The sequence below is a fragment of the Mucilaginibacter aquaedulcis genome (assembly GCF_030409325.1).
Classification (GTDB): Bacteria; Bacteroidota; Bacteroidia; order Sphingobacteriales; family Sphingobacteriaceae; genus Mucilaginibacter; species Mucilaginibacter aquaedulcis.
The window spans coordinates 238,451-260,116 of record NZ_JAUFPR010000001.1; the positions used below are offsets into that span (position 1 = coordinate 238,451).

At 42.8% G+C, this 21,666-nt stretch carries 13 protein-coding genes; 2 read left to right on the forward strand and 11 right to left on the reverse strand.

All coding sequences use genetic code 11. The features are described 5' to 3' along the window. The first annotated feature begins 123 nt into the window (after nt 1-123). Both QWZ01_RS01010 and QWZ01_RS01015 read left to right on the forward strand, forming a co-directional pair. Nucleotides 124-1,368 (forward strand): hypothetical protein, encoded by a 1,245-nt coding sequence (locus tag QWZ01_RS01010; RefSeq protein ID WP_290321345.1) that lies wholly within the window; start codon nt 124-126, stop codon nt 1,366-1,368. 4 nt (nt 1,369-1,372) lie between these two features. After that, entirely contained in the window at nt 1,373-2,749 is a 1,377-nt protein-coding gene (locus QWZ01_RS01015) for a Dyp-type peroxidase (RefSeq protein ID WP_290321346.1), read from the forward strand. 37 nt (nt 2,750-2,786) lie between these two features. Here QWZ01_RS01015 and QWZ01_RS01020 read toward each other — a convergent pair whose 3' ends face one another. From QWZ01_RS01020 to QWZ01_RS01070, 11 genes are all read right to left on the reverse strand, one after another. Continuing rightward, nucleotides 2,787-5,111: an alpha-L-rhamnosidase-related protein gene (locus tag QWZ01_RS01020; RefSeq protein ID WP_290321347.1), complete on the reverse strand. Its 2,325-nt coding sequence runs from the start codon at nt 5,109-5,111 to the stop codon at nt 2,787-2,789. A 156-nt stretch (nt 5,112-5,267) separates the two neighbouring features. Further along, nucleotides 5,268-6,296, reverse strand: coding sequence for a LacI family DNA-binding transcriptional regulator (locus tag QWZ01_RS01025; RefSeq protein WP_290321348.1), 1,029 nt, complete (start codon nt 6,294-6,296; stop codon nt 5,268-5,270). 129 nt (nt 6,297-6,425) lie between these two features. Further along, the gene (gene fucP, locus QWZ01_RS01030; RefSeq protein ID WP_290321349.1) at nt 6,426-7,661 is read right to left on the reverse strand and encodes an L-fucose:H+ symporter permease; all 1,236 of its coding nucleotides are present in this window, start codon (nt 7,659-7,661) and stop codon (nt 6,426-6,428) included. 81 nt (nt 7,662-7,742) lie between these two features. Continuing rightward, complete coding sequence (locus QWZ01_RS01035) at nt 7,743-10,019, reverse strand: GH92 family glycosyl hydrolase (RefSeq protein ID WP_290321350.1); 2,277 nt, start codon at nt 10,017-10,019, stop codon at nt 7,743-7,745. A 120-nt stretch (nt 10,020-10,139) separates the two neighbouring features. Further along, nucleotides 10,140-11,339, reverse strand: a complete 1,200-nt coding sequence (locus tag QWZ01_RS01040; protein WP_290321351.1) for a DUF5005 domain-containing protein — start codon at nt 11,337-11,339, stop codon at nt 10,140-10,142. An 84-nt stretch (nt 11,340-11,423) separates the two neighbouring features. Then, nucleotides 11,424-12,251, reverse strand: a complete 828-nt coding sequence (locus tag QWZ01_RS01045) for an alpha/beta hydrolase (protein ID WP_290321352.1) — start codon at nt 12,249-12,251, stop codon at nt 11,424-11,426. Between the two features lie 26 nt (nt 12,252-12,277). Continuing rightward, entirely contained in the window at nt 12,278-13,666 is a 1,389-nt protein-coding gene (locus tag QWZ01_RS01050) for an SGNH/GDSL hydrolase family protein (protein WP_290321353.1), read from the reverse strand. Between the two features lie 6 nt (nt 13,667-13,672). Then, the gene (locus tag QWZ01_RS01055; protein WP_290321354.1) at nt 13,673-16,234 is read right to left on the reverse strand and encodes a glycoside hydrolase family 38 C-terminal domain-containing protein; all 2,562 of its coding nucleotides are present in this window, start codon (nt 16,232-16,234) and stop codon (nt 13,673-13,675) included. Between the two features lie 3 nt (nt 16,235-16,237). After that, nucleotides 16,238-17,677, reverse strand: a complete 1,440-nt coding sequence (locus tag QWZ01_RS01060) for an SGNH/GDSL hydrolase family protein (protein WP_290321355.1) — start codon at nt 17,675-17,677, stop codon at nt 16,238-16,240. A gap of 17 nt (nt 17,678-17,694) precedes the next feature. Then, nucleotides 17,695-20,022: a GH92 family glycosyl hydrolase gene (locus QWZ01_RS01065; protein WP_290321356.1), complete on the reverse strand. Its 2,328-nt coding sequence runs from the start codon at nt 20,020-20,022 to the stop codon at nt 17,695-17,697. 154 nt (nt 20,023-20,176) lie between these two features. Then, nucleotides 20,177-21,664: a RagB/SusD family nutrient uptake outer membrane protein gene (locus QWZ01_RS01070; RefSeq protein ID WP_290321357.1), complete on the reverse strand. Its 1,488-nt coding sequence runs from the start codon at nt 21,662-21,664 to the stop codon at nt 20,177-20,179. Between the last annotated feature and the right edge of the window lie 2 nt (nt 21,665-21,666).

Here is a 21,666-nt window from a genome sequence, read left to right on the forward strand (position 1 = left end):
AAATAAAATTCAGTATTGATTATTTTCATTGGTTTTTATCAGAATACATCGCTTATCTTTATACTAACAGAACAAAACCCGCATCTTATCAGCTGGCCCAAAGCCATTTAAACCTATTTTGATATGAGGCAAACCGTACTAACCTTTATTACAATAATTGATCCCGATCAGAAGCCAAAACTGATGGGTATCTTTGAAACTATTAGTGGCAACTTATTAACCAACAACTATATTCCATTTCCGTCTGTTAGCTTGCTCCATTTTGCAAGCTTTGTAATTGCGAACGACGAAGAACCATCTTCTTTGCTGATATTCGAGAATAATTTTGATGGCGAAGTATCCGCATACCTTGATGAATTATTATCAGTGGCCGGCCCGGGGCTGCACCAGATATACCAGTGCTGTTCAGACTATCCCGAAACAACATTTCGGCTGCAAAAATTAAAACAATACCTGCAATCAAAGATCATGCGACCGAACGCCTTCCACATAGGCAACGTTGGCAGGGCTGCAAGCGTGATCAAAGAAAACCAGCAGGTGCGTGAAAAATTCCAGGCTTGTTTGGATGATCTTTTCAGCAAACGATCACCTACAGATTATACCTCAGAAAACCTCCGCAAAGAAATGCTGACCGCTGTAACAACCGGCCAACCAGGTTTAATTACTCCGCTCCCGCCGCATCAAACACTGGCCGAAAAGATAGTACCATGGGTAAGGCTGATATTGATCGGACTTGTATTATTCCTGATCTTGCTGATACCTGCACTGATTGCCTTGCCGTTTCTTCGTAAGCTTGAAAAAACAGATGAGGTTGATACAACACCGCCATCTGCATCTGATATTGAACAATTTATCGGTACAGAAAACCGCATCACCCAAAACCATTTGGCGGTCATTACCGACATTAAGGCACCTAAATTTCGCTTATATCTGCTTAGGTTTGTGCTTTATGCGGTTAACCTGGTGGCACGTATAGCCACAAAAGGTAAGCTCAGTGGTATTCCAAGCATCCACTTTGCACATTGGTCAATTATTAATGAAGGGAAGCAAATGCTTTTTCTGAGTAATTATGATGGCAGCTGGATCAGTTATCTGGATGATTTTATTGACAAGGCTGCGACTGGTCTTACCGGCATCTGGAGTAACTCATTCGGTTTTCCCCGCACCCGTTTCCTGGTACTTGATGGTGCCCGCGATGAATTACGTTTTAAGGCTTATTCCCGTAATCACCAGGTTGCTTCACGCGTTTGGTACAGTGCCTACCGTGATCTGACAGTGCAGAATATAGACAAGGATAGCAAGATCAGGGAAGGAATACCCAAAACGCTCTCCAAAACTGAAACCGAGGCATGGCTTAAACTTTTTTAAAGATATGGCATCATTAAACTTTCCGGATATCCAGGGCTTTGTGCTGAGTTCATATGCAACTAAAATGCCTTGTGCCAATTACTTTTTACTGAAGATAACCGATGTGAAAAATTGCAGGGCCTGGCTATTGCAGGTACTACCCGATATCACAACCGGCACAGACCGTAAAAATGATTTTAGCTTAAATATTGCCTTCACCTCTCCCGCTTTAAAACAGCTTGGTATTACTGATAAAGAGTTGACCACCTTTTCTCCCGCATTTCAGGAAGGAATGATCACAGCCACGAGGCAACAGATATTGGGTGATACCGGCAACAGCGACCCTAAAAACTGGGCATGGGGTAATGAACAGTATAGTGTTGATATTCTTTTGCTTCTGTTTGCCATTGATGAAACCATGCTGCAAAAAAGGGTTGATATACTTAAAAACACTTTTGTAGCCGCATCAGGAATTGATTTGCTGCAGATACTCGCCGCAGGCAGGCAACCCGACTCGAAAGAGCATTTCGGTTTTTTGGATGGTGTGGGGCAACCCACCATTGAGGGTACCGGGCAAAAGGAAAGACAAAAGAACAGAACCGGACACGCTACAGAACTTAAAGCCGGTGAGTTTGTACTGGGTTACGAGAATGAAATGCAAAAAGTTGATCCGCTGCCCGCTACCGGGACTATGCCCGAGTTTGGCAGAAACGGCACCTATCTCGTATTCAGGCAGATGGAGCAGCACGTATATGATTTTTGGAATTATGTAAAAACCACAGCAAACAGCATTAATACCCAAAGCAGTATTAAGGATCAGGAGAAACTTGCTGCCAAAATGGTAGGTAGATGGCCCAGCGGGGCACCTATTTCTGAATATCCCGATAGCGACCCTGCTCCCGGTAGCACAAACGAAGAAAATAATTTCAGTTACGCAACTGCAGATCCATCGGGTTTTGGCTGCCCTATTGGTGCCCATATCCGCCGTACCAATCCGCGTGATTCCCTTTTTGATGACCCGGATATGTCAACGCTCACCGTGAGGCGTCACAGGATCATTCGCAGAGGCAGGTCATACGGCGACAGAACGCAAGATGTTTATACAGACGATGGTAAATCAAGAGGGCTTCATTTTATTTGCATCAATAGCAATATTGAACGCCAGTTTGAATTTATACAGCAAAGCTGGGTAAATAACCTCGGCTTTTCCACACTTGATCATGAAACAGATCCATTGGTTGGTCAGCGCAATGATAACAGTGTATACTCATTACAAGGTTGCCCGGCCAGGACACGGATTCATAACCTGCCGAATTTCGTTACTATAAAAGGCGGCGCGTACTTCTTTATGCCAGGCATGGCGGCGCTTAAAGAATTGACGAGGGAGCCTGGCACCGTTTAAGTTTTTTAGTATCGTGTTTCAGCGTATCGGCCTGTTATCAGATCAAAAGTGAATTTTTGCCGGGTTTAAGGTTGTATGTTTTGGCTTTCCATACCAATGTTCCGGAGGTATTTGAAGGTAAGCTGATGTTGATAGTCCACCTGGCACCAGTTAAACTGTAGTTAACCGATACCTTACCATTTGGGTGAGGTATCTCACCCCCTACTTTTGTTAAAGCACCTAAATGCGGTTCTATTTTTATTTTACTGAAACCGGGAGCATCGCTATCAATCCCCAGCACTGTTCTGAAAAACTCAATATTCGGGCTCGACCCCCAGGCATGGCAATCTGAACGTGATGTGTTAATATCAGAGTACTCGGCCCAGGTAGTGAGCCCCATTGCTATATTTTCCCGGTAAATGCCCAGCCAATCCATATAATCATTACCCAGGCCTGCTTTAACCAATGCCTGGTTCAGGTAATATTTAAAATAAACGGAGCACTGTGTTAAACTTTTATCAGTCAGCAATCGCTTAGCTATAGCTGGCCTGTCGGCACTTTTTACTACACCAGTAAGTATGGCCAGTGAATTAACATGCTGCGAAAATCCGTTTTTCTCTTTGGTATCGGCATATAATCCTTTAGCGGGATCCCAGTATTTGCGTTGAATGGTCGCTTTTAGCTGTGCGGCTTTTTGATCATAGAGAATGGCGTAATCATGCAAACCAATTTTGGCTTCCATTTCCGCAGCCCATTGATAGGCCCATAGCAACTGCAGGTCATAAATAGCCGCGCTGCCGTCCTTTCCCTTAACCTCGCCCCATAAGTTGCCCGACCAGTCAACAAACGCCCAATACGGGGTGTCTTTCAATGAACCGTTTGGCTGCTGATATTTGCTAAAAAAGTCAAGCACACCTCTTTCTCCAAGCAATTTATTTTTAATAAATGTATCGTTTCCACGGTACATCCAATAATCATGCAGCATACCAATGTACCATAATGAGAATGTGGAGATCACCTGTGTACCGTTTGAAGGGTAACAACTCCTGGTTATACCTTCAGGTAAGCGCGAATGATCAATCTGGTTAATCGCATTCCGGGCCAGCCGGTCATCAGTGGTGTTATAGTAGGATACGATGGCTTGTATCCGGGTATCGCCAATGTATTGCAACTGCTCATAGTAAGGGCAATCCGTATAAGTTTCCCAGGCGTTTAGCCTTGCGGTACGCCAGCCAATATCAAGCATTTGTTTTATTTCGGTGTTATCGGTGTCAAATATGGAGGCTTGTTTAAAAGGGTACGCGGTAAAAGTGCCATAAAGATCGTCGATCACCAACGGTTCGCTTTGTGTTTTTATGTTGAGCCGGATATAACGATAGGTACGAAAATTCAATGTGGTAAATGATTGGCCTTTACTTCCATCGGCTATGAGGCTATCTATCCGCCCTACAAATTCTTTTCCGTCCACAACGTTCCTGTTCCCTTTACGAACGCCCTTACTGCCCTTTTCATAAAGCGACTCGGCATAACCGAGTGACAAACCGGCGCCCTTGCCCCCACTAAAGTTTAATGTGATATAGGCATTGGTTTCAAAGGTTTGATCAAGCAATAATGAAACTGTACTATTTGCAGGAATAGTAAAAGAAGCCTTCTTTTCCGGAAACTCCTGCGGAACTTCTACACCTGTAGCCTTCCGTAATTTAAGCAGGCGCTGATAGGTCATTTCCCTTGCCGGTAAAGTTGAAGGTACTAAAGCCCAGTCAATACCCCATGCAGTGCCCTTGGGCTTTCCATCAGTTACTTTAAACGCCTGGGGCCAGGTATCATCATTATAATTAATGGTTGTCCAATCGCTGCTGACCGCCTTATTCATATCTACCATTTCGCCTTTACTGGCAGCAAAAAAATAGCCGGGAATGGGCTTGTGCCCTATATCGCGCAGGCATTTCCAGGTATTATTGGTATTGATGATCTCTTCCCTTGATGAATCACCTTGTAAAATAAATCCGGTTCTTACACTGATTTGTGCTACCGGGCTATACTGGGCTTCATTCCAAACAAGCGCGGCTATCGTGTTTTTTCCTGCAATAAGGTAGGGTGCCAGATCAACCGTTTCATAATTCCAGTAATAAGAATCGCCACGGGCCGGCCCCAACGATACCAACTTGCCGTTTATGTATAGCTTATACCGATTATCGGCCGATACGTGCACCATAAAGGCGACTGGCTTATCTGCAAGATCAATGCTCTTCCTAAAATAATAAACGCCATAACTAACCCCGCTATCGCGCGGAGCGGCTATCCATTGCGCGTTCCATGGTTTAGCAAATGCAGTTTGCCCCTGCACATTTTGTATGTAACCAAAGCTTAAAATGAAGATCAACGATAACAGAAAGGTCTTAAGAGAATCCCTCTTATCCCAATGAGCAGCCAAGCTTAATTTCGTGAAAAAAATAAATCGTTTTAGCGAAATGGGGTGATAAGAGCTATAGCTATTCATGGTAAGATGGTTTATATCATTGGTAAAAAAACTGCCAATTTATTTTTTAGGGCTTTTTATAGAGGATTTGCGAACTTTTAAGTTTGTTTTTAATATAACTGACCTTGGTTTGATTGCTCCTGAACGGTCATTAAGTTTCTCTAACAAAACACTGATCACATTATCGGCAATTTCATCTACCGGCTGCGCAATGGCAGTTATAGGGGGAGTATAAAGCTCAAATACATCATAATCATCAAATGAAATAACGGCAATATCATTAGGGGTGCGTTTACCCAGCTCCTGCATTATTCTTAATCCACAGGTACCCATATGGTTAGTACCAAACAAAATAGCATCCAGACCCTTATTTTGAACTATAAAATCACGAAGGGGATTCATAATAAGTTCCTCATTCTGATTAAATACGATCTCTTTGATGGTCACCGGTAAACCTTCGCGCTCAATGGCATCCCGGTAGCCCTTTAACCTGTCGAGCATTTGCGTTTGGTTGGAGGTAAAGGTTACAAAGGCGATTTTCTTGAAACCCTGTTCTATCAGATGGCGGGTAGCATTGTAAGTGCTGAAAAGGTTATTTACTTCTACAAAATCGGTATCAACATACGGAAGATGCCTGTCAAACAATACTACCGGCAACCCGTCTTTCATCAGTGATTCTATATCTTCCTCAATTCCTTCAGGCGGGGATATGATATACCCGTCCACATGCCTATCCCTGAACATCCTGATCAGATCCTGCGTTTTCTTGGTATCGTTATCTGTACTGCAATAAATTATCCTGTAACCATTTTTATAGGCCCGATCTTCAATAAGGCGGGCAATACTCGCGAAAAAGGGATTGGAAATATCTTCAACCATTAAACCTATGGTGTTTGATTTACCGGTGCGCAAACTTTTAGCCAGCGAATTAGGCTTGTACCCAACCTCATCAACGTATTTCATCACCGTTTTTACCAGCTCGGTACTAATGCGCTTTTCCTCGGCGCGCCCGTTCAGAATAAACGATATGGTGGTTTTTGATACGTTTAATGCAGTTGCGATATCAACAATAGACAGTTTCTTCTTCATTCGCGTTTATTGGTTATGGAAAATATCAGGCAATATAGCTGATAGAACTTATAACAATCTAAGTTAACCGATTTAACGCACAAATAAATCGGTTAACCGAATTTCCTTAACACATCATCGTTATCTTATTTATGCCGATCTCTTATTAAGCTTTGGGTAATAAACCCCAAACATCAATATAACAAGATAACATATAATTGGCAGATAATAGGCCGTTGCCACATTGTAATTGGCCACAAGGCCCATAGCAAGCGGAAACAATCCGCCACCTACAACACCCATTACTATAAATGACGATGCCTGCTGCGTTTTAGCACCCATATCTTTTAAGCCGAGGCTAAAAATTGTTGGGAACATGATACTAAAGAAAAAGTTGATGAACAGCAAGGCTACAAAAGACGGCCAGCCAAAAGCCTGTGCCACAATAATACACATCAGGATGTTACAGCCCGCAAAAATAGCAAGCAGTTTATATGGTTTTATATAACGCATTAAAGCCGTGCCTGCAAACCGGCCTACCATCATCATCACCATACTGAAAGAAAAGTAGTAACCCGCATGCTCGTCGGTTAAGTGCATAACTTCCCGGCCGTAATTAATAAAAAAGGCCCATGTACCACCCTGTGCCCCAACGTTAAACAATTGCGCTATGGCCGCAAAAACAAAGTGTTTGTGCTTAAATAATGATTTATCGGCCTCTTCGCCGCCTGGAATGGCATAAGAGTCGTTGCTTACGGCATGTGGGTCGGTTAGCTTTGGCACCTTTACAAATGAGAATAGCAGTGCTACCCCGGCCACTACAAACCCGATAATGATATACAGGTGCTTTACCGAAATAAGATCATTTGAATGTTCCTGCCCAGCCTTTAAAACAAAGTAGCTGCCAACTGCAGGCCCAATAATGCCGCCTACCCCGTTAAACGCCTGGGCAAAATTTATCCGCTGATCACTGGTGCGCTGATCGCCTAATGATGCAACAAATGGATGAGCCACGGTTTCTAATGTAGCCATACCGCAGGCCAATATGAATAAAGCTATCCTGAAAAAGGTAAAAGATTCGGCATCTGCAGCGGGTATAAACAGAAATGCGCCTATGGCATAAAAAGCTAAACCCAACAACACACCACCTTTATACCCAAATTTTTTCATGAATATACCAGCAGGGATCCCCATGAAAAAATATGCTCCAAAAATGGATAACTGAACATAGGCAGACCGCGATTTTGAAATATGCAATACGTTTTGGAAGTGTTTGTTCAGGGTATCGCCCAGGGTCATGGATATACCCCACATTAAAAACAGGGAGGTTACAAATATCAATACAAGAAGATACTTACGTTCTGTAAATTTAGGCTTAATACTCATAAAGCAGGTTTAATGATTTGTGATGATAATGGCAACACCAAAGTACTTTAAATAATTTAAAAGATATTTTAATAAATCGATTTAATTTTTCGCAGTAAGCGAAAACGGCTTGTCTTCCGCCGCCAGGCCACGGGTCATATTTGGTTTATCTCCCATCTCAAGGTGCAAAACACCACCCGCCATAATATCACTGTGTTTAATGAAGTTATGTGTATAAGGCTTGCCATTCAACGCTGCCGACTGGATATATACATTTTGTTTGCTATTGTTATTCGCCTCTATCAGAAACTTTTTGCCATCCTCCAGGGTAATGGTCATTTTTTTAAATGCCGGGCTACCTATTACATATTCATCGGTACCAGGACAAACACTGTAAAAACCTGCAGCACTTAACACATACCAGGAAGACATCTGACCTTCATCCTCATCTCCGGGATAGCCGTTTTCTCCGGCATTGTACATTTTATCCATCACCTCACGCAAATGCTGCTGGGCTTTCCAGGGTTGGCCGGCATAATTATACAAATACAACAGATGGTGTATGGGCTCATTACCTTGTGCATATTGTCCCATCTTAAAGGCGGCCATTTCGGTCATTTCATGAATTACCTGGCCATAACCTCCGACTTTGATGGTACCGGGTTCGGTAAAAACAGAATCTATCTTGTCAGTAAATTTTTTATCGCCTCCCATCAAGTTTATGAGGCCCTGCACATCCTGAAAAACCGACCATGTCCAGTGCCAGGCATTACCTTCAGTATAGGGGCCTCCCCAATCCATCGGGTCAAAGGGTTCTATCCAGTTACCTTTAGCATCTTTTGCCCGCATAAACCGTGTTTTAGGGTCGAAAAGATTTTTATAGTTATACATTTGCCTGCTAAACACATTTTCATAATAGGCATTGCCGGTTTGTTTAGCCAACTGGTACCCGCAAAAATCATCATAGGCAAATTCCAGCGTCCATGCGGTTGCACCCTGCGTTTGAGGCGTAAAAGGCACGTAGCCATCGGCAAAATATTCCTTCCAGCCCGGCCTGCCATTCGCACTGCCCCATGGGCCTTTGTTAGTGGCCTCGTGGTAATAGGCTGCCAATGCCTGTTTGGGATCAAAGGTGCGGATTCCCTTTACCCAGGCATCTGTTAAAAGTGAGATGGCATGATTACCAAGCATTCCCCCGGTTTCGGCCGGGAATGACCATGCCGGCAGCCAGCCGCATTGCTGTTGCGCATCTAACAAGGCCTGTACATATTGCCCCTGCATTTTGGGATGGATTACCGTATTAAGCGGAAATTGTGCCCTGAACGTATCCCAGAAACCATTATCAGTATACATAAAGCCACTATGTACCTTGCCATCATATGGGCTGTAATAGTAAGGCTTACCATCTTTCCCATACTCAAAAAACTGGTGTGAGAACAAGTTGGCATGGTACATACAACTGTAAAAGGTAGCTTTTTCATCTTCTGTGGCCCCTTCAATTTTCATCCTACCCAGCAAGGTGTTCCAAACCTTGTCGGCGGCTTTACGGGTATCATCAAAACCATTGTATGTACCCAATTCGTTTTGTAAAGTAAGTACTGCCTGTTCCGGGCTAATATAGCTGGATGCCACCTTAACCTGCACCGTTTCGCCATCCTTAAACTTCAGGTAGGCCCCTATGCCATCTCCTTCTGCATTCAGGTTTTTAGGGGATAGCTGATCTTTTTTATTTTCCCATATACCGTAATCAGCAAAAGCTTTATCAAAAGTGATTACAAAATAATTTTTAAAACCTTGCGGAGCCCATCTGCAGTTGTTTACCCAACCAATGATCTTATGCTCCTGAGGGATGATCTTGACCATGCTCATTTTGGTGTAACCATCCAACACTAAATAGGAGCTTTGCCCCTTTGGAAAAGTAAAGCGCAAATGCGCCCCCCGTTCGGTAGGCGTCATTTCGGTAGTGATATTGTTATCAAGTTTTACCTTGTAATAACTGGGCTGTGCAACTTCGTTTTCATGTTTAAAGGCCGTAGCACGGGCATCTTCATTAACTACCAGCTTGCCGGTAACCGGCATAAAAGAAAACACAGCGTAATCATTAACCCATGAACTGCATTGGTGCGATTGCTGAAACCCACGTATGGTATGCTCAAAATACTGATATTTCCAGCCATCGCCGTTTTTGCCGGTTTGGGCAGTCCAGGTATTCATGCCAAATGGTAATGCTGTGGCCGGGTAGGTATTGCCATAGCTAAACTCAAATTTAGTATTGGTACCTTGCCGGGTATTTACATACTTAACCAGGTTGGCGTCCTGCGCAAACAGGCGCGTTACGCATAGTAATGCTACAACGCAAGTGAGTGACCGTGTTTTCATGTGGGTGTTATAATATGGTTGATGCCGATAGCGGACGCAGGCATTTAAAACAAATATATTAAAATCGATTTAGCAATCAGGTTTTATTCGGGTTATTTGTATAACTTATTATTAACTAAGTTAATTGCTGCCGAATTTGATCCGTATAAACCTGGGCCTGTATAAATTGGGATGCTTACCCAGATCTTTTATAAACTCAACTGAATTAATGTTATAGCTAATGAGCAGTTCGCCGGGGGCCGATAAACTTGGGTGAGCCTTGGCATTGTAAACCACAAAGGTTTTTTCCTCCAGATCTGGCTTGCAATCCCATATTTTGATCACCGGGCCAAACGGGCCATAAGGCGTTGCACCAATGCGCATACCCACATCTGTGGTCATGCCCCCTACCTGGAAAATCAAGGCATAACGCCCATCGGGCAGTGCCGTGAGGCTTAGCTCATTTGATACGTTATCAGTAATATCGGTAACCTTGGCCATATCTTTTACCCAGTTTTGCCCGTCGTAAAATATCCAGTGGGCAAAGTTTTCAAAATCTTTGGGTAAAACACGGGCCACCATCAATCCTTTGTTTTTACCACGTACGCCATAAACATAAATGTAACCATCGGGCTTAACTGCACCTGACTTTTGGGTATTCACGTAAATGCCCGCGCCAAATGAACCGATATCCCCGTTTTTATCTGTGAGATAAAACGGCGTATCCATTTGTTTTATATCACGATATGGTGGTTGCGCACCAGCCGGAATTTTTAAAAGTGTATTACCAACCTCCTTAAAGCCAAATGCTTCGGTACTGATATTGCGAACCCGATAGCCAAAAATATAGATGGCATTGTTCATTTCCTGGTTTACAAAGCCATCACCCAACCAATAATAATCGCTGGTATCGGTTTGGGCGGTATGTGGTATAAAAACAGTTTCGGGCTGATTCTTTTTATCGGTATCCCAATAAAACTTCATTTGCGTATCAACGGGTTTATTACCATTAAGCCATGCCACTGAATTATGAATCATTTTATATCCCGGCGTCAGTGTACCATTTTCAATTTTCCCGATCATGCTGTCGCTAAAGATAAACAGGATCTTATCATTCGCTTTAGCTGGTTTGTTTTCCACACCGTTGAGTGGTATGGTATAAATACCATCGCCTCCAAACCAACCATCGTGGCATGTTAAAAGCGCGCTCCATTCTGGTGCTGCCTCAACACTAAACTTAATATCGGTAAGGTTTACAGATGCAGGGGCAGTTTGCGCAGTAAGCTTTAATGCTAAACAAACGAATGTGATGCAAATGGCCGCAATTTTTTTCATCATCATGATCAAAATGGAATAATCAAGTTTAAACTATGGGGAGTCAGAACAGTTACTGATCCTGCCTCCCCTGAAGGTTAATTTATAACACTATACCTTATTTACTTTACTAAAGTAATGGCTAAAAAACACCATCTGGAATGTTATGGAATTGCCCCAGTATTCCCAGGTATGGGCTCCGGGCCTAATTGTAAAATCATGCGGAATTTTACGCATCAAAAGCTCATCGTGAAAAGCGGTGTTAACCTTGTACAGAAAATCATCATATCCGCAATCAAAAGTAATAGCCAATGAATTTGGTTTTAGGAGGTAGATCATGTTGATCACGCTGTTCTTTTCCCAAATTTCGGGATGCTCACTGTATTTTCCCAAAACCTTTTCAATACCAAAGGAGTCTGAAAATGGCCTGATATCCACCACCCCACTCATGCTGCCAACTGCACCAAAAATATCCTGATGTTTAAAAGCAATGAACATGGCGCCATGGCCGCCCATACTTAGGCCGGTAATAGCGCGACCGCTCCTATCGGCTATAGTGGCATAATGTTTATCTATATAGTTAACCAGTTCGGCACCTACATAAGTTTCATACTGCGATTCTTTATTAAAGGGGCTGTCATAATACCAGCCAGCAAAATTGCCATCGGCACAAACAATAATAACCTGGTACTGATCTGCCAGTTTGGTAATAGATGGCACTTTAAGTATCCAATCGCTGTAGTTACCGCTGAACCCGTGAAGGAGGTATAAAACCGGAAATTTTTTAGCCTGCGAATAATCTGCCGGTTTAATAACCACCGCCTTAATATCCTTATGCATTGCAGCGCTATGGGTTAACACGGTATCAACAGTAGCTGCATGGGCCTTTGTAAAAACTAAGAAACAGGTAATAAATAATAACAGAGTTTTTTTATACATATTCATTTTCAATTGTTCGGGATATTCTATTTTGCTGCAATAATAGTGATGCGACGATTTTGCGGTTTGTTGATAGCATAGATCTGGTTGGTTAACACCTCCATTTCCTTTTGCCATGCATCGCGCAGGCTTTTGTAGCGGGCACGTGTGTAATTATCTTTATTGCCGTTAACAAAAATATCTTTTACCGCATATTTTTTTACACTATCCATAGCCGCGTTACTATCGTTATGCAGCAGGCCCTTGCCTTTTAAAAAATCATACTGCATCCAAACGTACATTCTGATACGGCGTTCAATATCCCAGCGTTCCTCGTTCAGCTCCCTGATCTGGATAGCCTGCTGGTATTGAGGGGTAGTTGTAATTTCGGCCATATTTATACCATCGGCCAGTTGCTGTGCCGACCAGCGACCAATCAATTCGCCATCAATAAGTACTTTGTAATCGCCAGCTTTCAGGTCTTTGACTGTTAAAGTTTCCTGGTTAAACTCCCTGGTAAACGGAATAACCTTTAATGCATCAGCCTGTTTTTTATGATTACCCCATCCACGAGGGATGGTATCTAAGGGGTAAGGCAGCGAATTAGCCAAGTAAGTAAAACTTAATGAATCGGCACCTGCTGTTACATTAGCAATACGGCAGTTAATTGCTTTGATCACTTTTTTACTTTGAGCACTGACTCCTAAATCGGCCACGGGTTTATTATCAAGCCCCTGAGCTTTCAGAAACAGGTAAGCCATCACCAGGTGTCCGTCATTATCAGGGTGTACCCTATCGTTAGGTGTTAAACTGAAAGTTGAGTCTTTAGCTTGTTCTCTCGCGTTGATGACTGCCATAGGATGGTAGAAATCCACATAACCATACCCGTTTCTTTTAGCCGCTTCCTGTTGAAAATCAATGATCTTTGAGAAAGCGATGCTCTTTTTGGGATAAATATTTTTGGTAGTAAACTTTGATGTTTCATCATAAGGCGAACCTAAAATAAAGATCTTTTTAATATCGGGTCTTTGCTTTAACTTATCCTCAAGCATATCGTAGTATTTGTAGCTACCTTGTATCTTTTTATCCATAAAATCCTGTGCATCTGCACGGTACCATTCAAAATAACCGCTATCATTCATACCCCAGGTAAGCGTTAAAATATTAGGCTTTTTGGTAAATACATCATCATCAAACCGATCATAGATCTGGTTAATGGCATCGCCGCCTATACCTGCATTAAAACAGGTAATACGTGCATTCGGAAAATGAGTCATGTAGTACAACCAAATGTACGAGTGGTAATGCCCGCCATCTGTAATGCTGTTACCCACAAAGGCAACCCTGTCGCCTGCCTTAAACGGGGCTATTTTTTGAGCACCGGCATGCAATAAGATACCTATCCCAAATAGTGTTAAAAAAGCTTTCTTTATCATATATATTTATTTTCTGGCGTTAATTAGTCTTATTGTTCGTAATCCGAATCTGGAGATACCGAATTTGAGGGTATTCCTATTATTGTTTAGCTGAGTAAGGGGTAAAACCTGCCTTATTCTGCCGTCAAGTTCTACCAGCTGGGCGCCATCGGCGTTGCAGTTAACGGTAGTTGTGATTTCTTTTGACGCTCCTGCATTGAACAAGCGAACCAATAGATCATTTTTATCAAACTGTACCGATGTGACCTCCACATCATGGTTATTAGTTTCAATTAGTGATTTACTTTCACTGGTTAACGGCTTTCCGCTACTCACGATTAATGGTTCATTCCATTTGGTGGCCTCTGCCCATGTACCGGCTTTATCCCATGTGGCGGCATGTGGTATCAATGCATAATGAATTTCTGTTGGCCCCTGAATGGTATAATTTCTTCCCCATAGGCCCATGCCTGAATATTGCACATTCAATGCTAAAGGAAAATCCTTACCGTGGGCATAACTCGTTGTGTGATCAGTAAACAGGGCCATACCATATTTTTCATCATCTCCGGTTACATCAACCCAGGTATGTATAACATTATTTTTGATACTATCCCAGCGGGTATAAAAAGTATTATCAAGCTTGCTTTCGGTAACATCAAAAGGGGCGTTCTTGTAAACCTTTTGATGTTTCAAATTAAGCGGGAACATGGCCAGCAGCTTATTCCTGTCGTCATAAAAAGCTTTGGCCGGTAACTCCCATTTATAGGTGCCGGGTTTGGTATCCTGCCCAATGCCTGTATTTTCTTTCCAGTCAATAGTGAGGTTGATATCGATTCGTGGCTCACCCTGGTTAAGCATGATAAATTGGGTGTAATTAGTCCCGTTGATTGTGCCTTTTACCGCTATTTTTAATTTAACAGAGCCGTTCTCCACAACCTCCACTTTGGCACTATTATCCTTGCTCGATTTGAAACCGCCGTCATTATAAAAGTTACCGCGCAATTCGTTGAACCCTCTGGAATTATTCCTGTCCACAAATTCTTTATTACCTAACTTTTTAGCGATAAGGCTTTTAATAACACCACCATGCGCCGGGTCGATAATAAGTTTGTACAAATCAGTTTCCAATTGATAGCTACCATTGGCCTGCAACTTTATACTGGCACCCGTCATTGCTGATCTTTTGACTTCCCTGAGCTGATAAAATGAATAACCCATTGACGGCACCACCGCTTTAAACACAATCCTGGTTGGTACTGAATCATGAGCCGCGATCAATTGCGAGGCGACTGGTTTCCCTTCACTATCAAAAACGCCAACGCTTTTAGCACTAAGTTTTGCCGGCAAACCTGCATACACCGTTTCTGTACGGTTAATGCCCGTCGTATTGTAAACAGTGATATAATCTTCATTATTTTTACTTAGCAGCTTTTCAGCCACATGTATAATGCTGTCACTTTTGTTGTTGGTAAATTCCGTCCAGCGTTTCACTTTGCCGGCCCAGGTATCACCCGGTTTGCCATTGTACGGAACTATCCAGCAATCATGATGCTGCGACAATAAAAGCGTTCGCCAGGCAGCATCAAAATCGTCTTGTGGGTAATTACTTCTGGCATACATCTTTGCCATAGAAGCCAGCTTTTCACTCTGAATAATCTTATTTTCGGCTGCACGAACACGTTGAGCTATCCGCTGCGTGATCTGCGATCCCCAAACCAGGTTCACTAATATATCTTCCTGTGATACTTTCCAATCGGGGTGCGGATCGTTTTTGGCTACATTGGCAAAATAATTTCTCCAGGTAGTATAAATACTTTGTACACTATTTTTGCTGCCATCGCCAATAAATGGGCCGTTTTTCCAGCCTGCATCCTGTAAGGTCATGCCGATAGGATGTTTTATCCCTGTTGCGTAGGCTGCCTTGATATATTCCGCAGAATTATCCCAGGCTATGGTTTGCCATGTAGATTTTGACGATAATTCTTCAACCGCATACCGTGGTGATGTAAGGATACCTGTACCGTCTGGCCCAACCCAGTTAACCAACCCGCCGCCGTGGGCACGTGTGTACCCGCCAAAGCAGGTATTTGGATTTTTAAGTGACGCGTATTTAAAACCGAACGATGTTAATATCTGCGGCAAGGCGTTCGTAAAACAGGGTTCTTCGGACGAATAACTGGTAAAAACAGCCCCGGGGAAATGCACCCTGATCTTTTTTATACCATAAGCAAACTGGCGAATGATGCTTTCGCCCGAGATGTTATAGTTGTAGCTTTGGGCATAAGCGGGGTTAACATATTCAATTCGCCCGCTCAGGCTTTGATCAGCGAACAGTGCTTTAAAATCGGAATAAGCCGCGGAGTCAACTACCTGAGCCTTATCCCAGGTTTCGGGTTCAAGTTCGATGTTGATTTTCCAGTCGGGGTGTTTTTTTAGCATATCGGCCATGAAACGGGTGTTCCAGTCGGGATAATGCCCCCACACGCCTCCGTGATATCCATCAATATACCAGGCCGTTTGCCCCAATGTACTCTTAGCACAACAGCTCAATGTTATAAAAAGGATCAAAGTAAATTTGAATTTCATATGCTATCGGGCTAATGCTATTTCCATAATATGGTTCACCGGTTTATTGATATGGTACAATTCGTCGGTAAGCAGGTCTATTTCTTTTTGCCAAACATCACGTACAGCTTTTATCCGGGCTTTTTGATAGGTAGGCAAGGTTGCCGCTACAAAAAAATCCTTCCGGGCATATTTCTGCAGCGAATCCAAAGTAGCGGGCTCATCGTTAAACAACATTCCTTTGGGTTTTAAAATGGAATAGTGTATCCAGTAATATTCGCGCAAACGCCGCTCTATATTCCAGCGCTCCTCGTTAATATGCATAACAGCCACCGCCTGCTGATATTGCGGCGTGTTGGTAAGCAGAGCCATGTTGATACCTTTCGCATAATCGTCCGCGTTCCAGGTACCGATAAGTTGGCCATCAATTTTTAACGTGTATTGGGCTGATTGTTTTAGTCCTTTGATCTGAACTATTTCCTGATCAAATTCCTCAATAAAAGGTACAAGTTTTAAAGCCTGTGCCTGCGATTTACCAGGGCGGCCAAAACCACTTGGAATGGTATCTAACGGGTAAGGCAACGAAGCTGCAAGATAATTGAATTTGATATGTTCATTATTAATTTGCGGCGCTGTGACGATGCAGTTTTGAGCAAGTGAAACTTTTTTAGTATTTGCATCAACAACCACATTGGCCACTTTTTTACCCACAAGCCCCTGTGCTTTGAGAAAAAGGTAGGCCATCACCATTTGCCCATCATTAGTTGGATGGATACGGTCGCCACCCTGCATGGTAAATGCAGAATCGGTTTGCTGCTCACGCAAATTAATGGCGGTCATAGGCCGGTTCAGATCAACAAAATCCCAATGGTTTTTAGCTGCTATATTTTGTTGGTCATTGGCTATTTGCAGCATCGCAGCATTTTTACCAATTAACGGCGTGGTTTTAATTTTAGAAGTTTCATCATAAGGAGAGGAAGCTATCATCACCTTCCTTATTTCAGGATGTTGTTTCAGTTTATCTTCAATCAGCCTGAAACTTTTTAAAGATGTTGCAATTTTTGCGGCATAGGTAGAATCGGCCTTTTCCCCTCTCAGGTTTTGATAGCCAGTATCATTCATGCCAAAGGTTAGCGTAACCACTGTAGGCTTTTTGGCGAACACATCACTATCAAAGCGTTCCAATATTTGCCGCGACACATCACCACCTATGCCCGCATTGAAAACGGTTATCCTGCGGTTAGGGAAGTGAGTAATGTAGTACAGCCATATGTAAGAATGGTAATGCCCGCCATCAGTAATACTATTCCCGGTAAACACCACCCTATCTCCTTGTTTAAAAGGCTGGATAGTTTGGGCCCTTATGGGTGCATTTAAAATGCAGAGTAATAAAACGGTATAAAAATATGTTTTCATGGTAGTTGAAAAAGAATCAGTTAATGAAGCTAAATAGTTTAGCTTCATTATATCAGTTTAAATAATTAATTCATTCCCCAATTTTTATTAGGTGTTGATGCCATGGTTAATTCTAACGTTCCTCCGGCAGCTATATCTTTAAAATCGATATAACATTTATTGTAAGCCTTACCATTTAACCGGGCACTTTGTATGTATATGTTTTGAGCCGAATTGTTCTTAGCCAAAATGGTGAACGACCTACCCGCGGCGTATTTAGGATCGAGTTTAAAGGTTACCTTATCAAAAACAGGGCTGGTTATTTCTTGCCGTGTATCGCCGGGACAAACCGGGTGTAAACCAGCTGATGCCAATACATACCATGCCGACATCTGGCCCACATCTTCATTACCTACCAAACCTTCAACCCCATTTTTATAAGCCCTGCGGCATATTTCACGAGTCCATTTTTGGGTTAACCAGGGCATTCCCAGTCTATTGTATAGAAAAGGCACATGATGTACAGGTTCATTGGCCTGGTTATAATAATCGTTCCACATCATGTTTTCAGGTGTTTTGGCAAACAGGTTATCAAGATCGGCCACTACTTTTTCTTTACCGCCCATTAATTCAACCATTCCCTTAACATCATGCGGTACAAACCAGCCCTGCTGGTAAGGGTTGGTTTCAAATGTACCGTACCACTGCGTTAACCTGCCTGTTTCTGGCCAGGGGGCCCACTTGCCATCCTTATCTTTGGGCCTGAACCAGCCTTTATCTTTATCAAAAATGTTATGATAATCCTGGCTGCGTGCCGCATATTTGGCCGCATCGACAGGATGGTTTAGCCAGCCGGCCATTTGCGAAACACACCATTCGGTGTAGGCATATTCTAATGTTAAAGCAATACTGTTTGAACCCGGTGTAAAGCCATTATCTCCATTGCCAAATTTTTCTACAGAACCTACCGATAACGCATATGCCTCAGGTACATTAAAATTACGGATGCCCTTAGCGTAAGCATCAGTTATTACAGACACCGCGGGGTTACCAAACATACATCCGCTGTATGCATTAAGCAGTTCCCAGCGTTCCAGATAGTTTTTCTTTTTTTCGCCAGCAAGGGTTACAAGCGAATTGACCATATCATTCACCAGCGAAGGGTTTATGATAGTTTGCAAAGGCATCTGGCTGCGAAATACATCCCAACCGCTAAAAATGGTGCGCTTGTTAAACGCGGCATTGCGATGAGCCTTTCCATCCCCACCAGGGTATTGCCCGTCAACATCATTAATTACCCGCGGATCTATCATGGTATGGTACATGGCGCTGTAAAAAACGGTACGTTCTTCCGGTGTGCCACCCTGAATACTCACTTTGGCAAGTGCCTTGTTCCACTGATTTACGGCACGTTGGTGGGCAGCGTCGAAATTCCAATCCTTGATCTCGGCGAGCAAATTCTTTTTAGCGCCGACCATGCTCACGTATGAAATCCCTGATTTTAACATCACCTGCTCGTTTTGCTGCGTGGCAAAATCAGTGTAAAAACCAAGGTGTTTGCCTTGCTTTTGCTTAACACCTTTTAAAACCGCCGAGTGGGCTACTATATTTTGATATTCGGCGCTTTCTATATCCTCACGCTTGCGGCTCCGGCCTTCGGGAATATCGGCGCTCCAAACTCCAAAGTTTTTCAGCGGTTTGCTAAACTGCGCGTAAAAATAAACGGTGTAATCGGCTTGGCCATCTCCGTTACCCCAGCCGCCACCATCGGGAGTGCATTTCATCCAGCCTTCAATAGTATGGTCGTCAACCAATTTTACATATTGCAGAGTCGAGGTACCACCCACCCTCCGGGCCAGATCTATCTGTATTCTTGACTGCTTATCTTTTGGAAATGTAAAACGCAACATACCACTATGCGGCGCAGCCGTCATTTCGGCTTTAATGTTGTTGTCGGTCAGTAAAACACTATAGTATCCGGCAGATGCTTTTTCGCTTGATTTTAAATAAGCCGAACGATACCCACCTTCAGGATGATCTAAGGTACCCGCGCTTGTTTTGAGCGTGCCGGTAGCTGGCATTACTAAAAAGTTGCCCATATCTCCAAACCAGCCTATACCGCTCATTTGCGTGAACGCGAACCCCTCAATACTTTTATGCTCGTAGCTGTATCCGGAACCATTATCGCCGCCGGTAATGGTATTGGGGCTTACCTGAACCATTCCATAGGGTGTTGTGGCCCCAGGAAAGGTTTTGCCCAACCCATGATAAATACCCGCAGCGGATGCACTGCTGCTGGCTCCTATTAAGGGATTTACATATGAGGCTGCATCCTGTGCCCTGGCTACGGATGTAAATACAGCTGCCCCTGCAATAATTGAAAGTTTAAAGGATCTGGTGATTTTCCTGAACATATCTTTTTTTAGTAATTGTAAAAAAAAGCGAAACGCATTTCATGAAAGATTTATAATAACTCTAAGCTATGCATAAAATCGGTTTAGCAGTATTAAGATTTAAAATTTATTGGAAGACAGCCTTTGCCATCTCCCAATAAATTAAATTTTAGCTTTACTTGCTCAAATTAGGATCCTTTTGAACTTCTGTTAATGGTATTGGCCATAGCAGATCAGCCTCGGTAAAGGGCCTGTTATGTAAAGGAGCCTTGTAGCCAATAATATCCACAATCTTGTTATTATCAACGTCAAAGGCCTTGCGTGTCCTCATCATATCATACCAGGTTTGAAACTCATAAGCCAGTTCCCAATAGCGCTCCTTTAATACATCATCAAGTGCCACGGTTGTTACAGCAGGGGCACTTGGAAAGGCCCGCTGATGCACTTTATTATATGCTGCTGTTGCGGTTGCATCATTAGTGCTGCCATTAATACTGGCACTTGCTTCGGCACATATCAATAAAACATCAGCATACCTTATCAACGGGAAATTTGAGCCATCCCTGCCGCTTATCTCGGCCTGGTCATTCCAGTATTTGTAAATGTAAGGCATGGGCAGCCTAATGATCTTTGAAGCATCTCCATATTGCTCATGCTCGGTATAGTAGAAGTTTTTTTCTTTCACCCGTTGATCACCTGCCTGATAAGAGCTGTAGAATGAGGCAGCAGGAGCCATTGCACCGCTGTACGAAGGCTGTATGCTGATAGGCAACTCCGGATAAGGCATCAATGTAAAATGCATGATATTAGGGATGGTATTTTCATCATGCTGGATCATAAATATATGCTCACCGCTGTTATAGTTTGATGGATTACGCAAATCGCTGTAATTAGCAAATAAATTGAACTGACCGCTTTGAATCACTTCGCTGGCTTCTGTATAAGCCTTTTGATAATACTCCTGCCCTTTATTGAGCGGAAAACCGGCCATTGTTATATAAACCTTTGCCAATAAGGATTTTATTGCTCCTTTTGATACATGTCCGGTTTTATCCGTCCAGTTTAAACCAGCTTGTTCTGCAGTAGTAAGATCGGTAACAATTTGTTTGTAAATATCATCAATGGATGAACGCTCAAGCTGGGTATTATCTAAACTTGTGGTAGGCGTGGTTTTCAGAGGCACCCTGCCATACAACCTAACCAGTTGAAAATAATAATAGGCGCGCAAAAAATATGCTTCGGCTAAAAAGTTATTTTTTATAGGCTCAGCTATCACACTGGTTTTACTCACATTAGCAATGATACTGTTACAATTTTCAATGGGATAGTATGATGATGTCCACCAGGTTGCTAATGCACCATTAGCCTGATCAATCCCTGCTAACTGGATAAACTGATTATCCTCGTTGCCACTTGGCCTTGGGCGCTGGCAATAGCCGGTTATATACTCCAAACTAAAAACTGAGCTTGTAGCCACACCTATGCCAGTAGCAAAAGGACTGTTTAAGCCTAAATAAGCACCATCAACCGCTGCCCTTATTTGCTGGGCGTTATTATAATAATTGTCGGGCGTTAAAATCCCGTTGGTTTTTTCTACAAGAAACTTTTTACATGACGAACTCAGTGTAAAAAGAATAAGGAGTGATAAATATATTTTTTTCATGG